This is a genomic window from Nocardioides guangzhouensis, assembly GCF_004519545.1.
Classification (GTDB): Bacteria; Actinomycetota; Actinomycetes; order Propionibacteriales; family Nocardioidaceae; genus Nocardioides; species Nocardioides guangzhouensis.
Genome location: NZ_SDKM01000002.1, coordinates 101993 through 117474, shown reverse-complemented (window position 1 = coordinate 117474; position 15482 = coordinate 101993). Strand labels below are relative to the sequence as shown.

The 15482-nt window shown below is 66.8% G+C and carries 11 protein-coding genes; all 11 read right to left on the bottom strand.

Annotation, left to right across the window (positions count from 1 at the left end; all coding sequences use genetic code 11):
• Nucleotides 1-89 precede the first annotated feature (89 nt).
• A complete protein-coding gene (locus tag EKO23_RS01840) occupies nucleotides 90-836 on the bottom strand; it encodes a hypothetical protein (protein WP_134713492.1) in 747 nt (248 codons plus the stop codon).
• A gap of 1102 nt (nucleotides 837-1938) precedes the next feature.
• Nucleotides 1939-4815, bottom strand: coding sequence for a bifunctional trypsin-like peptidase domain-containing/SEL1-like repeat protein (locus EKO23_RS01835; RefSeq protein WP_134713490.1), 2877 nt, complete (start codon nucleotides 4813-4815; stop codon nucleotides 1939-1941).
• Nucleotides 4812-5075: a CU044_2847 family protein gene (locus EKO23_RS01830; RefSeq protein ID WP_134713488.1), complete on the bottom strand. Its 264-nt coding sequence runs from the start codon at nucleotides 5073-5075 to the stop codon at nucleotides 4812-4814. The genes EKO23_RS01835 and EKO23_RS01830 overlap by 4 nt, the downstream gene beginning before the upstream one ends.
• A gap of 127 nt (nucleotides 5076-5202) precedes the next feature.
• The gene (locus EKO23_RS01825) at nucleotides 5203-6105 is read right to left on the bottom strand and encodes a tetratricopeptide repeat protein (RefSeq protein WP_167880282.1); all 903 of its coding nucleotides are present in this window, start codon (nucleotides 6103-6105) and stop codon (nucleotides 5203-5205) included.
• Between the two features lie 470 nt (nucleotides 6106-6575).
• Entirely contained in the window at nucleotides 6576-7382 is an 807-nt protein-coding gene (locus EKO23_RS01820; protein ID WP_134713484.1) for a hypothetical protein, read from the bottom strand.
• 330 nt (nucleotides 7383-7712) lie between these two features.
• The gene (locus tag EKO23_RS01815) at nucleotides 7713-7997 is read right to left on the bottom strand and encodes a hypothetical protein (RefSeq protein WP_134713482.1); all 285 of its coding nucleotides are present in this window, start codon (nucleotides 7995-7997) and stop codon (nucleotides 7713-7715) included.
• Entirely contained in the window at nucleotides 7994-9904 is a 1911-nt protein-coding gene (locus EKO23_RS01810; RefSeq protein WP_134713480.1) for a peptidoglycan DD-metalloendopeptidase family protein, read from the bottom strand. Before EKO23_RS01810 ends, EKO23_RS01815 begins: the two co-directional genes overlap by 4 nt.
• A 15-nt stretch (nucleotides 9905-9919) precedes the next feature.
• A complete protein-coding gene (locus EKO23_RS01805) occupies nucleotides 9920-11887 on the bottom strand; it encodes a hypothetical protein (protein WP_134713478.1) in 1968 nt (655 codons plus the stop codon).
• Nucleotides 11884-14406, bottom strand: a complete 2523-nt coding sequence (locus EKO23_RS01800) for an ATP-binding protein (RefSeq protein ID WP_134713476.1) — start codon at nucleotides 14404-14406, stop codon at nucleotides 11884-11886. Before EKO23_RS01800 ends, EKO23_RS01805 begins: the two co-directional genes overlap by 4 nt.
• The gene (locus EKO23_RS01795) at nucleotides 14381-14758 is read right to left on the bottom strand and encodes a hypothetical protein (RefSeq protein ID WP_134713474.1); all 378 of its coding nucleotides are present in this window, start codon (nucleotides 14756-14758) and stop codon (nucleotides 14381-14383) included. Before EKO23_RS01795 ends, EKO23_RS01800 begins: the two co-directional genes overlap by 26 nt.
• A 6-nt stretch (nucleotides 14759-14764) precedes the next feature.
• Nucleotides 14765-15028 carry a hypothetical protein gene (locus EKO23_RS01790; protein ID WP_134713472.1) on the bottom strand — a complete coding sequence of 88 codons (264 nt, stop codon included), beginning with the start codon at nucleotides 15026-15028 and terminating at the stop codon, nucleotides 14765-14767.
• Nucleotides 15029-15482 lie beyond the last annotated feature (454 nt).

Below are 15482 nucleotides of genomic sequence, written 5' to 3'. Positions count from 1 at the left end.
ATCGTCAGCCGTTGACGTCCCGTCTCCCATGCCGTCGCCCCGCGTTCCTGGGGGGTGACTGCGGCGTACGTTGCGCTTGGGACGTCGGACTAGTAACCCGCAAGGTCTAAGAGATCCGCGGAGGGCTGCGCGAGATGCTCTTCGAGGCGCAAGGTCTCTCCGAAGGAGAAAGCCAGTGGGTCCCGGACCGCACCATTGCGGGTGGCGGCATATCGGTTCACCGCTGCGGTCACAAGCGGTGTCGCGGACCGAAGAATACCCGGAAGCAGCGGCGCATTGGTAATGCCACCATGGAGGATCAGATTTCGCTGACGATAGAGTCCCTTGAGCGTTGTTAGCACTTCAGTTCGCAGCGAGCCCACTTCTCGTAAGTCCAGCATCCTCGCGCAATGGCGGGCCTGCGACACTACTCTCGCGGACCGTACGTTTGAAAAGTCGCCCGCCTGGAGGTACTTCACGAAGAAGGGCAATCTTTCCTGTCGTGGGAGGACCTGCGCAGCAGCCGACCATCCAGGGTCACCTTGATTCCTCAAGAGGGCACCTAGGGTGTGGTTAAGGTCATATCGGACCCAAGCAATGGTGGCTACATCAGCCGCCCGCTCGCCCGACGCCAACTTATTCTCGTCGCCGGCGCTTCCGAATAGACACTCGACAGTTGCCCACAGCATCCCCGCAGCGGCCGCACCGCCGGCCAGGATGGCAGCTTGAATCGACTCAACGGCCACCTCCAAACGATCATCCGATGTCGGACGATCGAGAGCTGGCTCTGGCACGTCGTAATCCGGCAGAAGGTGATCCAGCTTTGTCCGGTCGGGCAACGGCTTGGGGTTACTCACGCCTTGAAACCACACCAGTCTGTGGAACCGTGGCACCGCTCCCGTCTTAAGGAGGGCGGCGTGGCTGACCCTGTGCACCGCGTCGCTCGCACTTTCCAAAGCCCCATCCAAGTCCCGAGCAACCCCTCGCAGAATGATGCCACCATGGATCGTGCGGGGAACGAGAGCGTGTGTCGAAAGTTCGTTGCTGTCGAGCCAGGCCTGCACCTCGGACCTACTGATCTCCAACATCAGGTGGTTAAGCCGCTCGGAGGCGACGAAGCCCCTGATCGACTACTACGACGGCGCGTCGGATTTCCTGCATTCCGGCGCAACGGCTATCCCAGATGCCGAGGCTCTCCGAAAGGCCGAGCTTACTCTTCTGGCCACAGGGGCATCTGGGACGCTTCAGACTTATCAGAAGTTCCGAGTTGCGGCCCGGCAGGTCATGATGATCGCGCAAGCCACCCACGACGGCGAGTACTCTGCCATTTGCGGGCTTGGGGTCGATCCGAACGTTCCCCCGGCGGTGCCTCTTGAGCCTCGATAGATCCGCCGCCCGCTCGGCATCATCAGCAGGGGGTGAATGTCGACGACAATGTCGACAGGTCGTTAACGGTTTTACACCGGCCGTGCTCCGCGATCGGATGCTGTATCCGATGCGGGCCGGCTTCCGAAATCGACACGGCCAATCCCGGCCGCCTGTGTCCGAGACGCCCCACGGAGACGCCCCGAAACAGGGTGCCGATCACGGCCGGTGTCGCACATCAGCTGACGGATCCCTGTCGCACATCACCCGACGGAGGACAAAGCGGTTCCGTCTTCAGTGCCGAATTCACCTCTACTAGATCAAGGCGCCGGCTCCGCCGGCGCACGGCCTGCGGGCGGCGCTGGCGCGCCGTCCTCGGCGGTCAGGCCTCGCGTCCGCGCCCATCGAGGGCGCCCTGTGGGCCTAGTTCCCGTGCACCTGAGCTGGTCTTCGAGCAGTGTGGACGACTCACTCACTGACAGTGCCGTACAACGCGGGGGCCGCGGCCAACGGGCTGGTGACCCCGCGAGGCTCGGGGCGCTAAGCCGACGATGTCCGATGCAACGTGATTCTAGGCGTGGCATCGATAAGTGCCTAGCGCGGATCGCGATCGGGGTCTTCGTTGGCGTCTACGTGGTCCAATAGGGTCACGGCCGGGAGGAAGCCCAACTCGGCGGCTCGTTCTAGAGATGCCCGAGCACGCTCGTAGTGGCCGCCTGAAGCGTAAGCCTCGTACAGCCGGAACGCTGCTTGGCCGTCGCCGGTCGCCGCGGCCTTGGTCCAGTGCTCGATGGCCCCATCAGTGTCGCCGCGACGCAGCAACAGGTATCCGTAGAGGTCAAAGGCCCCCGGATGTCCCTCCTCACTCGCGCGAGCCAACAGGGGCAATGCCTCCTCGGTGTCTCCGCCCTCCAGCCGCTTCACGCCAAGCCGATAGGCAGATGTGGAATCGCCAGCTTCTGCGGCCGCCTGCCACACTTCTTCGGCTTGGTCCCGGTGACCGGTCTCCCACAAGAACTCGCCAACCTCTGCGTCCGCTGCCGGGTTTCCGGCTGGGTCGCGGGTTGCGGCTAGCAACGCTCGGATGCTCGGAATGTGCCCGTGCTCGGCCCCGGCGCGTCGCCACCACTGCACAGCCTCTTCCGATGCGTTGCCCTCGGCCAACAGCGAGGCGAGCGTGAACATGCCGTCCGCGTGCCCGCCTTCTGCCGCCTGCCGGGCCCACTTCACAGCATCGGCGGTGCGCCGATCCTGGACGGCCAACCAAGACGCACGCAGCATCGCGCTCGTATTGCCTGCGCGGGCTGCTCGCTCCGCCCATCGGCGCGCTTCGTCCTGGCGACCGTCCGCGAACAGCCGCGCGCCCATGTTCAGCATGGCGTGGGTGTCCCCGGCCTCGGCGGCCCGGAGCGTCCAACTCTGAGCGGCGGCTGTCTCGCCTGCTTGCTCTAGGGCGACACCGAGATCCGTCATGGCCGCTATGTCGCCGGCCTCAGCCGCCGGCCGGAGCCACTTAACGGCGTCCTCCGGCTGCTCCATAGAGGCCGCAGTGCGACCCATCTTTCGCAGCGCCTCGGCTCCGGTCTCACGCGTCAGCCACTCGGCCCAGAACAGAGCCCCTGGCAAGTCCGGCAACGGACTGCCCGGCCGCAAGACGGTCAGAAGATGATCGCCGGCTTCCTTAATCTTCGGCACGATCAAACTTCCAATGTCGTCCCGCCCGTCCCTCACGACACTGGTGAGCAGCAGGTTTGACAGGTCGTCCAGCCGGGACAACTCAGATATGGCGACGCGATAGGTGGCATCGGCCACTGGGGTCTGTGCTTCGTAGTTCTCGCCGACGTAGTCCAACACGCCAAACCTCCGCCCGCGAATCACGTCCTCGTCCGAGGTGACTAAGAGCGAGACGGAGGACGCGACTGGGGTCTGAGCCCATGCCAGCGCGGCGTCGAAATCTGCGGCACCGGCAGCGGCTCCGCGAGACTCGCGACGCCATTCCTCCAACAGCAGGCGCCAGATGGGCTCTGTGATCCAGTCGCCAGTCGCCCGGGCCCAGTCGATCAGTGCTCGAACGGCCAGCCAGCCGGTTGGTTCGGTTTCGCGGCCGGTTCGTAGCCGGTTCAACAGTTCCCGCGCAGCGATCAACCGTTCGGCGATGCCTGTCGCACTGTCGGTCCAGTCCTCAGCCGGATACGCGGCCATTGCGGCCGCGCGCTCTTTTGGGGTGATCTCCCGGGGTAGTTCGATCTCAACGAGGGGGCCTTCGTCTAAGAGTGCCCGGGCAATCCGCCCCCGATCATCCTGCGCGTGCAGACATTCCTCGAACGAGCGCAACGTCATGGTGGCGACCAGGAACGCGCCACCGACACGATTGCTCAGTAGGCCGAAGGACTCGGCGTCTAGTCCACCATCCTCGGACAGGTACTGCTCAAGGGCATCGAGCCACACAACGATCGGCCCCGGGTACAAGGGCTGCGCCAAGTCGAGTTCCAGCAGCCGGCGCAATCCCTGCGGACGTGCTTTGGGCCAGAGCACACCGGCCTGGGGCAATGTCTCCACGAGCACCTGTGCAGCTGTGCGGCTCTTGCCCGACGTCGCTGGTCCAAGAAGCAGGACGAAGCGGTCGCGTTGGAGGGCCCCTGCGATGAGCTCGTCGGCCTCTCGGGGGACATAAGGATCGGTCGCGGCCTTGGTGTACCGCGTCGGGAGCGCGCCGAGATCCGCCGGGTTTAGTTCACCCGCAGACGGCAGGTGTGCCGCGGGGTCGGTTCGGAGACGGAGCAGCGAATCCGCGTTTGCCTTGTGTCCGAGCAGAGACGGCCGGAGGACGGTGACACCCAACTGCGTCGCGCTCCATGTGCGGAGAATGGCCGTCATCGGTGTCGCATAGACAATGGCACCCTTGGCGAACCGCTCGTCAACCTCCGCCGGAGGATTCCACCGGATTAGGCCGACAGCACGCGGGGGGTCGTCGACGAGGACGGGCGCGCCGCTGAAGCCTCCCAACGCCAGCGGGTGCGACGCCCCGGCTTGGTCACTGTGTAGTTGGATGGCCGGCTGAGGCCCGGGGAAAGGCCGCGCGTCGACATCGACGATAGTTCCGCCGAAGGCCGCCTCGACACCCCCGGCTTCGTACGGATAGCCGCGCACGTAGTAGGCGCTTCGCGCGAACTCGTCCGATAGCGGCACAGGTTCCTCGCCGGCTGGCAAAGCTCCGACGAATGTCAGCAACGCAATATCCAAGTCGGCGTTCCAGTCCTCCACCCTTGCTTTCACCACCCCGGATCGGAACGTGATGTCAACCTCAGGACGCAGCAACCGGTTGGAGTGCCTGTCCCCCACGCAATGGAATGCGGTCAGTCCGGCGGTGGGCGCGACGGCGAACGCCGTTGCTCCCTCGTCGTGCTGCTCGTGCCTCGGACCTGTCTCGGGCAGGCGGGACTCGGTCAGCCGACCGATGGCGAGGTTCATCCGGAGTCCGATGCGGCCGTCGTGACCTTGCGTGCCCACGTGACGGTGGCTGTAAAAGTGCCCCCCACGCTCGCCTTGGCGAGCACGACACCACTTTCGGCCTTGAGTTCCAGGGCAAAACTGAGTTGCACCTCAGACACTGCAAGTGTGCCGGGGCTGTCGTCGTTCAACTGTTGCTCCAGACGCGAGCGCAGCGACTGGCTGATGTTCGCGACCGCGTCCGCGAGCTCGTCCGACCGGTCAGCGAAACTCTCAGGCACAGACTTCCTTGCACCCCAAAGGTCCCCAGCTGACGAACCGGCCGCAACCGTCGGAACAATGACTTCTGTCACGGCTTCTCCTTCCTGACGCGCAAACGCGCATCGTCATCGTGTTGAAAACACTCCCTCAGTGCGGATCGGGCTCCGCGTCGTCAAGCTCAGCCACCGAGCGCATCCGATCGATCCACAGAGCTTGGTCCTCGCTGGGCGGGTCGATGCGTGCGAGCGCGTCACTGGCGACAGCCCGGGCTTCCGTCAAGCGGTGGGCGTGCACAAGGTCAACGGCAAGGTTGAAGCAGGATCCCCAAAGGACGCCCGCGTTATCGGGCACGCCCTCGGCGTGACACTGCTCGGCGATTTGTACTGACGTGCGAGCCATGCTGACCGCTGCTGACGGGTCACCGGCTTGATCCAGCAGGCTCGCATATGTGGACATCGCTGCTGCCGCCCGCAGCCGGACCGACCCTTCGTCCGCGGGAAGGAGAAGGTCAACAGCTCCTTTGGCATACCTCAGCGCGGCTTCGACGTGGCCGGCCTCCGCCAATACCGCCGCGGTTGTGGCGAGGATGTCGCCGAGTGCTGGATACGCGGTCTGCAAGCTGGTGCCCGGCTCCAGGGCCAGATCCGCCAGGTCGCGCGCGATCGCCGGCGCGGCTTCAAGCAATGTCGTGAAGGCCCCGGCGGCCTCCTCAAGGATCGCCAGGGCCTCCTCCGGTCGGTTCAACTCGCGCAACAGCTTCGCCTCTGTGAGCAGAGCGGCGCCGCGGGTCGCAGTGAGTGCCTCTGAGCTGGTTTCGCCCAGGCCCCCGGCAGCCGTTACGGCTGAGCGTGCGACGTCCAGGGCTTGGTCAAAGAATCCTTGCCGTGCCAAGACCCTCGACAAGTTCAGCAGCGTCTGCGCACGCCGGCCGTCCCAAAGGCCAGGATCGATCGGGTTGAGCTCAGCAAAGACGTCGCGCGACTTCTCCAGGAGGCGCTGTCCCTCTGGGATGTCGCCGCTGTCCGCACGCAGGGTGCCCAGGGTGCCCACCGCCCAGGCGTAGTGCCCCTTGTCCCGCGGCCCTAGAGCACCCTCCAAGCGTTCGAAGCCGTCGACGGCAGCTTGAACAAACGCGCTCGCAGACGCCAAGTCACCTCGCGAGGCGGCGCTCTCGCCGACGGATACGAGGCTCGCGCATAGTTCCGGCGCCCGGGCCGGGTAATCAGTCGGGGTAAGGCGGTCCAATTGCGCAAGTAGCCGATCGCCATTGGCGTCTGTCATCGAAGGCCCGGGCACAGTCATCGCCCGTGCTCCCGCGATCGCAGAACTGTCTCTCCATCGTTGGATTCAGTTGCAGCAACATCGGCAGAGATGCCATGCGGAGCGCCACCACTGATGTTCACTCGCGCACGGCGCGGCTGCGGATCATCCAGTGTCGCCATGCTTCCTCCTCTCTCCCGAAGTGGTCCAACTTTTAGAGCCTCAACTGCTCGTGGGTCGCGACGCTGCGAGAGGATGCGTTACTCCGAGGGCCGCAGCCCTACCGAGAAGATCAGGTGGGTCGTAAGCAGCGGACCGTGCTCGTCACGCAGTTCCCCATTGAGGTAAGAGAGCTTCCCAGGAAAGCCCTGCTGCTCGGAGGACCGGTCTATTACCGCGTAGATACCGGCGCGGAGGAACACCGAGCCAATCAGGGGGTGCAACTGCAGTATCGGCAATTCGGACCACAACACGTCGTCAGCGTTCTTCCCAAAGTTCTGCACGAGGCTGTTAACGAGTTTGGTGCCGACGTCTAGATACGGGATGCCCTTGAGGACGTCGACTTGCGCTAGGCCGGAGTCGTCGATGACCTTCTTGACCTTGTCGAAGTACACGCTCAGGTCTGAGTCCAGCTCGATGAGACCGAGCCGCAGGTTGACGAAATTCTCGAACAGCACGTTGCGGAACACCCCGCGGGAGGCGAACGACGGTGCATACTCGTCGTCCCGGACCCGGAACTTGGTGACAAAGGAGGCCGTGACCTCGTTCGAAAGGTCCTGCGGCGCCCGGGTGTCGACCTGAATCCTCAGCAGACCCTCGTTAGACCCGATCAGCCCGTCGGGGAGGTTTCCAGAGTAAAAGGCATGCAGGTCTAAGTCGAAGAATGTTCGCGGCGTCTCCGGGACGGCCAGGTCCTGTAGCGGTAGGGCTGACGCCGGGACCACGTCGTAGGCGGCCCCGATCTTGGGAGCAGTTTCCCCGTTGAGGTTCACGAACCCGATATGCGGCGCCCTCGAGGGCCCCGTTCCTCCCCGGAACGACTCGACATCGACCACCAGCTCTTCCACGACGCCTCCCGAGTCCGGCGGTGCCGAGAACCCCCGAACCCTCGTGGCCCGGCGCCGCGAGCACCAGTAACGTCCAGCATGATGGCGACGAGGGGTCCGGGGAATAGTCCCGACAGGCTGTTCTCAGACCGGACGCGCCGCTGCTATTCCTCTGGCGGCGCCGGACATGGCGAACTACCTCCGACCAAAGCGTCCTGCTCGCGCGGGATTTGCCGGGCGGCGACCAGAGTGGCCACCACTTGGAGTGCGGAGCGGTCCCGCGTGGCTGGAAGAAGCGGAGTGCGTGTGCGTGTACCGGTCAGTGAACACCGGTGAACGAAGGCGCGTGGCCTATTCGACCCAAACGAGATGTGCAGGGAAGTCCCTGATTTCTGGAACTCGACCCGTGAGCATCCACTCGTAGTACGCCTCCTCGGTCATGATCGCTATTGAGGGGCGGCTGTGCTTGTCGGGGTGGATATCGCTGACGGCGCGCATGTCGTAGACGAAGCCGTCGGGGGTCGAGAGGACGACACGCTTCCCCTTCAGGGCTGGGACTTCCTCGGCCGGAAGGGGTTGGCGTGCTGGCGGGATGCCGAAGTAGGGGTAGCGCTTGTCTTCTGGTTGCTCGCTCATCGATCTCCTCCAGTTGCCATGGGCGTGGCGACCTGTGCCAGGACGAGTGGGTGGTCGGTCACCTTGCCGGCGATGCCTCGCTTCAGCACCCCATGCGCTCGCCAAGCCGCGTTCGTCCCGAAGATCCAGTCGATGCCTTCGTACTTCGGGGGACGGCAAGTGCTCGAGTCTGAGCCACCGGCGGCAGCACTCAGCCTGCCCCCTGCGGTCATGGCGCAGTAGAGATCGTGACGTTCGTTGAAGTCGCCAGTGATGAAGATGAGGACCGAGTAGCGGGCATCGAGTGACCGCACAATGGCGACCTCGCGACGCACGGCCTCGCGTCGGAACCTGGCCTGGGCGGGGAACCGCTTCGTGTCTGCGGGGTTGTGGACGTTGAGGAAGATGCTGTCCAGGCCCGTCAGGACATCGCGGAGCCGAACCATCGGCATGTGGCGCTTCTGGCCGTTGAAGTAGGGGATGGTGAAGCTGCTGCCGCTGACGAACGCCCACCGGCCGCGATGCCAGGCGATCGAGTTCGACGTCTCGCCGTGAGGTGAGAAGACCGAGTAGCGGTCGCGAGCGAAGGCAAGGAACGCGTTGCGCTGAGGCGGCTCGAGCTCCTGGAAGCCGACGACTCCGACGCCGTACCGGTCGAGCAGCTGGACGGCCCAGCGCATGCGTTGACGGCTGTTCGCCCAGCTTGGCTTGTTGCCACCGGGCTTGGTGTGCGAGTGGCCAAGGACGTTGAAGGAAGCGATGAGGTGGTCGGGCAACGGCTCGGTCCCAGTCGCGGCCTCGTTTACGACCTGAGCGACATCTCCGCTGAGGTGGTCCTCGAGCCACTTGCTCGGGTCCTCGTCGTCCTCGTAGATCGAGCCGCCCTGGGGGTGGACCTCGAAGTGCAGGTGACAGCCCGTGGAGTTTCCCAGGCTCCCGACTGCGCCGATCTTTTGCCCCGCGCGCACCCGCTGGCCCTGGACGACGGAGACGCTCTGCATGTGGGCGTACCAGGTGTGCAGGCGACCCTCGCCGACGCCGACCTTGACCAGCCACTTGCCAGCCCAGGCCTGGTCGGTCTCGATGCTCACCACGCCGTCATTGGCCGCCACCACGGGCGTCCCGCAGGCCGTGGAGAGGTCGGTTCCGGTATGGCCTCGCGACCACAACTGACCGCTGCCCCCGAAGTTGCGCTGGTCGGTGAAGCGGGCCGACGCCGGCAACGGCGAGACCACCCGGCCACTGAACGTTGCGGGCTCCACGCACGGTCCTCCCTCGCTGCCGCTCGTCCAGCTCGCTTCCTCAACCGAACCACTGGTCAGGTCGGCTCGGCCCATCAGAGATGCGGCGATCGCCTCGTCATCGGCATAGGCGTCGGGATACGCCGATCGCTGCACCGCCTGGGCCGCCGCCGTCACTGACATCTCCTGCCAGCCACGGACGCTCATGAGCCGCATGAAGAACTTCCGGGAGCTGGCCGCGGGGTCCATCAGGTCGGGTATGGATCCCCACCACGGCCACTGCTGCTGGAAGATCCCCAACGAGCCGTGGTCGGACCCCACGGCATCATGCGGGAGCGATAGGGAACGTTCGACTCCCGCCTGCTCCGGCTCTAGGTCGCGGCCGAGGCCGTCGTTGGCGTAGTTCTGGAACCGGGACTCCTGATGAGCGGCGGCCAGCGCGATGAGGACGCCGCGAGCCGGGACGTTCATACCCTGCCCGACTGCGATCACGGTCTGCGCGTTGGCCAGCTGGCTGGTGCTGAAAGTCTCCCTTGTCGCGGCGTTCGCCTCGACAGTCTCGGTGCAGCCGCCGGCGACCTCACTGCGACCGCCGGTGAACGAGGTGATCATAAGGACCGCGGGCATGACCAGCGCGACCACGCCGACCACGAGCGCCAGCCCGGCGATGAAGGTCGGCTTGCTCACGGGAGCCCCGCCGCCTCACGCGACCTCATCAGCGTCCTCGTCGTTCGACGGGTGATAGATGGGGTAGACCTCTTCCCCGTCGTACCACTCGGGGTCGGTGGGAGCTGGTGCCGGCGGAACACCTTCGGACCGACGACGCGGCGTGAACCCGGGCGGCAGCGCTTTGGGAGACCCGACGTGGGTGCCAGAGCGAGTCTCCTCGGACGTCCCGGCGGGGGATGCCGGGGCGGAGCCGAGGACTCCTCGAACCGGGCCGGCGGGACCCGGAGACGCTCCGGACCTGGCGTCCCCACGGTCGGTAGCGGCTGACAGTACCGGCGTCGGTCGGTTCGTACGGCCGGGTTGGGCCTCCGCACGCTGCGGTGGGCCATCGCCCTGGGAGGCAGCTGCGGCGGCTGCGCCAGCACTGGCACCTCCCGAGGCAGCGGCCAGGCTCGTCATCACGGCCTGCTTAGCCCAGGTCTTGCCCTTCTGCCCCGCGCCCGGCATCGGGTTGGTCATCCCGAAGTGCTCCGCGTTCGGGTTGACCATTGTGGTCAGCCGTCGGAACGGCTTCAGGGCCACCCACATGATGTAGCTGAACAGCGGCATCAGGACCATGCTCAACCAGCCGGGCACGCCTCCGCCGGGGTGGAAGAGGATCCCGAGCACCGCGATCGTGACTCCCGCGCCGATGCCGAACACGATCGAGTTCACGACGGCTGCGCCCACGGTCCGGCCGAGTCCGATCACCAGGCCGCGGGACGCCGGGAGGGCGCCGAGGAGGGCGAAGGCGGGGAACATCATCACCGCGAGCCGGACGATGAGGAAGCAGCCGAGCATCAGCAGCGCGGACAGCAGCAGGAACGGCAGGGCCAAGAACACGCCGAGGCCGGAGACGATGGCGAACCCGACGCGGGTCTCGGACCGCTTGCCCGTGAGGTGCTCGTAAGCCTCGGGGTCTTCGTTCTTGATCTTCTCGGTGGTCTCGGTCCACTGCTTCTTCTTGGCCTCGACGATCTCCTTGAAGTGGTCGGGGTCCTTGTCCGCCTCGGCGGCTTCGCGCCAGGTGAGGGCCTGGGACTTGAACAGGTCCGGCCCGTACTTCTTGGCGGTCGGGCTGTCGGGGTCGCCGAAGGTGCCGGCCAGCCAGGACCGGTAGAGGATCGCGCTGTGCACCTGCGAGGACACGGCCATGCCCGGGTCGGTGGTGCTGGACTGGCCGTCGAGCCGTCCCACGACGGTGCCGAGGGTTCCGGTGACGGTCTCGTCGGCGGCGTGACCGGCTGCGATGGGCCACCGGAACAGCGCGGTGGTGACCATCAGGATGATGAGTGCCCACCCGATGGCACCGGCGGTGCTCGAGAGTGCGGAGCGGCGGGCCTTGAAAATGATCAGGCCGCCGAGGATCGCGAGCACGACGGGGATCCACGAGGCGAAGAGCTTGTCGTGCAGCGCGGTCGAGACCCGGGTGATCACCGGGTCGAAGGTGTCCAGGAAGGTCGGGTTGAAGGCCACCTGGCTTACCGATCCGGTGAGTGCGGCGAACGCGACCGGCGGCTGCATGATCCAGTTCGCGACCGCCGTGCCGATGACCGCGTCCGGCTGGCGCACGGCGTCGGGTCCGCAGCCCAGGTCGTAGGTTCGGTATCGGAGCCCGGCGTACCCGTACTGCTCGTAGATCGTGGTGTTCGACCCCTCCTTGAACGGGTCGCCCTCGGGCGGGAGGCCGTGCGGAGGCACCGAGAAGAACCCGGCGACTCCTTGCCCGGGAGACTCCGGGGTCGGCGCCTCCTTGCAGTCGCTCAGGCCCGGTGCGTTGCCGCCCAGGACGGAGGACAGGGCCGGTGCGCCCGGGATCGGCAGGGAGCTGACCGGTACGTCGGGCAGCGGTCCGGGTGCCGGGATCTTCGGGTCCGGCTGCGCACCGGCCGGGCCCGCGATCCCGAGCAGGGCCACCAGGAGTGCCGAGAGGACCAGGACAGCGCGCAGGATCTTCCTCATGCGATCTGCTCCTCGAGCTCCTCGGTCGCGCTGTGCCGGCCGGCCGTGGTGTTGAGCGCTGCCAGCAGGCCCGGGTTCGCGGTCAGGTCGATGGAGACCCGGTCCACGTTCCCGTCGACGTCGCGCATGACGAACTCGCGGGTCCCAGCGTCGCCCCGCGTCGAGGACAGGGAGGCCAGGGCGCGCTCGTACCCGACACCGGTCTGGATCCGCAGCATCCGCAGGCCGTCGCGGGCGGCGTCCTCGTCCTCGATCCGACCCACGAACGCAGCCGACATGAAGTTGGCGACGTCCATGCCGAGCACGTCGGCGGGGTTCTGCGAGGCAGCCAGCACGCAGGTGTTCCACTTGCGCGAGTCCCGGCCGAGCCGGGTGAACAGGGCACGGCCGGCGGACCACTCCCCGAGGAAGTGGGTCTCGTCGAGAGCAACCAGCTTGCGCTGCTCCATGGTCCGGCCGTAGACGGCGCGGGTGGCGTACCAGGACGCCAGGTGGAGAAGCGGGACCGCGAGCTGCTCCGACGTCGACCAGTGGTCGCGAGGGATCGAGCGGGGCGGCAGGACGAGCCCGGGCATCGTCATCACCGTCAGGCCGGCCCCCAGCCGAGCCTCACCCGATGAGGCGCTCGGGAACAGCAGCCGGGCCAAGGGCAGCTCGGCCATGTCCCGGAGGTAGTTCGCCACGACCTGCCCGTGCGGCTCTCCGAGGCGCTCGAGGTTCTCCACCACGTGCCAGAGCGAGGCGGAGGGCTCACCGCCCGTGGCGCGAACGGCGTCGGAGATCACCAGTGCCGTTGGTGGGAGGCTCGCCACCGAGGCGGGCAGCAGCATCCGAACCACATCCATGGCCAGCAGCTTCCGGTCCTGGGATGCGAGCACCTTGGCCTCTTCGAAGGCGACGTCGTCCTCGTAGCCGGAGCGATGTGGGTCGGCGACGACGCTGAACGGGTTGAGGGTGCCGCTCACCGCCGCGGTCAGGTCGAGGTGCTCGCTATGCTGCCGTAGCTCGGGTAGTTCGGTGAGCCGGGCCAGCGGACCGGACGGGTCGAGCACCACTGACGGGATGCCGCGCCGGACCGCCTCGTAGGTGATCTGGCCGAGCAGCACGCTCTTGCCGGCTCCGAGGCCGCCCACGACGGGCACGAGCCCGGACGTCTCCCGGACCTCGGTGGCGTAGTGGGTGTCGAACATGACCGCCCGCCGGGACGCGCCGACGGTGTACCCGACGTACGGGCCGCGCCGATCGCCCAGCTGACTGGAGGAGGTTGGCATCCCGGCCGCCACGTACAGGACCGGAAGCCGACGACGGTAGGCAGAGGTCGACACCGGCTCGCCCGGGACGAACTCACGCAGCAGCCCGAACTGTCCCCGCGGCTGCTCCAGGGCCACCCGTCGCGAGCGGAACGACGTCCGGACCTGACGGACGCGCTCCAGGCACTCATCCTCGTCTCGGCCCGCCACGGCGAGACGGAACCAGCCGTGCAGCCGTGTGGAGGCAACGTCGGCGCCTCGCGCCATCTGGTCCTCGACCTCCCGTGCCTGGTCAGCCTGGCGTCCCAGAGCCAGCGGCGCGTCCAGCTCGTGCTCGGCGTAGTGGCGCTGCATGTCGCGGACCACCAGGAGCTTCCGCTGGATCGCCTTGCGTGCGTCCACGCCGGTCAGGACGTCGAACTGGCAGGACCACTCGACCGGGAAGGGGAGCCTGTCGGCGTGGGCGAGCCAGGGCTCGTGCGCCGGGTCGGGTGCTTCGATCTCCTCGAGGCGCCCGACCGACAGGACGGCCACGTGCCGTTCCAGCGGGTCCGCTGTGGTGCGGCTGGTGAGCTGGACCGTCTTGCTCAGCGGCCCGGCGTGGTAGTCCACCTCGTCCGCGAAGCTGTGGAGGTCGTCGGCGTCCCACGTCGAGCTCTCCGAGGCGCACAGGCTGATCGGAGCCGGCAGGCCGATCCCCATCGAGCGGCGGAGCAGCCACTCCATCTCGCGGGCGCTGGCGGGGCGACCCTCGAGGCCGGGGAGCCGGATGGTCTCCGAGACCTGCTCGACCTTCGACAGCAGGCGCGCGTGCTCGATGTTGCCCGGGTGTCGCCACAGTGCCGCGATCAGGCGATGGGTCGCCGGCCGGTTGGAGATGCGTACGCCGAGGAAGACCTGCTTCTCGGCCATCGTCTGGTTCCGCAGGTGCTTCTGCATGGTCACCATGTGGTCGGACCAGCCCTCCACACCCTCCGACTCCAGGGGATCCGGGGTCAGCCGGTGCAGCCGCTTGGCCCAGGCAGCGGTCGGATACGGCCGGGACGTGACCCGCAGGTGCAGCCGGTGCCCGGCGAGCCAGGCCAGACCGTCGCCGAACCCGTACATGAGCTGTTCGCGCTGTCGGTCCGACCGGAAGGCCCACGGCTGGGTCGGCAGGACGTACCAGGCCCACACCTCGTGCTGGCTGAAGCAGAGGTTGTCCTCGATGTTGCGCAGGGACAGCCGGGCGGGGGTCGCCGGGTCAGTGGGGCGACGGGACTTGAACATGGTTCTCCCTCGTTCGGACCGAGGTCACCTTCAGGCGCGTCGGCCGCGGGGTCTTGGGGGCTCGCGGGGTCCTGGCTTCCGAGCGCAGGAGCTCCCACACGGTGATCAGCGGGCGGTCGTGGTCGATCACGCCGGTGAGGGCGTACGTCGCGAGGATGGTCAGGACCAGCTCCCACACCGGGGGCACGCTGACCCTCATGGGAAGCGCGGCCTCGACCATCAGGACGCCGACGAACAGGACCAGCCAGATGCCGTACGCGGAGTAGCGCGCCGACCACGGCAGGGTCAGGCCCTGGGGGCCCAGCCACACCGCGTCGACGCGGTACACCTCGTCATCGGGACTGAGGCGCATCGCCGGTCACTGCTTCTGGAACACGAAGCCCGCGATGTCGCCGGCGAACCCGTAGAACAGCGCGGCGCCGGCGATGATGACGCAGCCCAGCATGACGTTGGTGACGGTCAGCGCGTTCTGGGACATCTGTCCCTTCCGCGAGCTGGCGATGATCCCGATCCCGACCACCAGCAGGATGATCGGAATGACGTTGCGGACGCCCCAGGCGACGATGCCGTCGGAGTTGATTTCCGGTGCCGCGGTGACGATGAGGGTGACGAATGAAGTCATGACGCTGCTACCTCCCGAGATTGGCTCGCCGAGAAGAGCAGCTGTTGGTGCCGCCCCCCCGAGCGAGCGCGGACGTTGACACTCTTGCGTTGCTGGTTACGACGATCCCGGGATTTGCCGGGAGTGTCGCCGGGGCAAATCGAATATGTGGATAACCCTGGCTCGGTGTTCGAGGGCGGCCCGTTGACGGCAACGCTGACTGCAACGGCGCTGCACCGGCCTGCACTGCGGAATTGCCGAACAGGCTCACGCACGCCTGAATCGCACCGTCCTGCACCGCCCTGCACAGGGCCGCCGAGGCTACGGATCAGAAGGTTTGGGGTTCGAATCCCTACGGGCGCGCAACACAGAACCGCAGGCAGCTACGAGGTCTGCGGTTCTCTGCATTTCCGGCTGCCGGACGCACGGCGCGGGTCGCGCGTGCCGCGAGTTCGACCCCGGGGTTCGGGGCGGC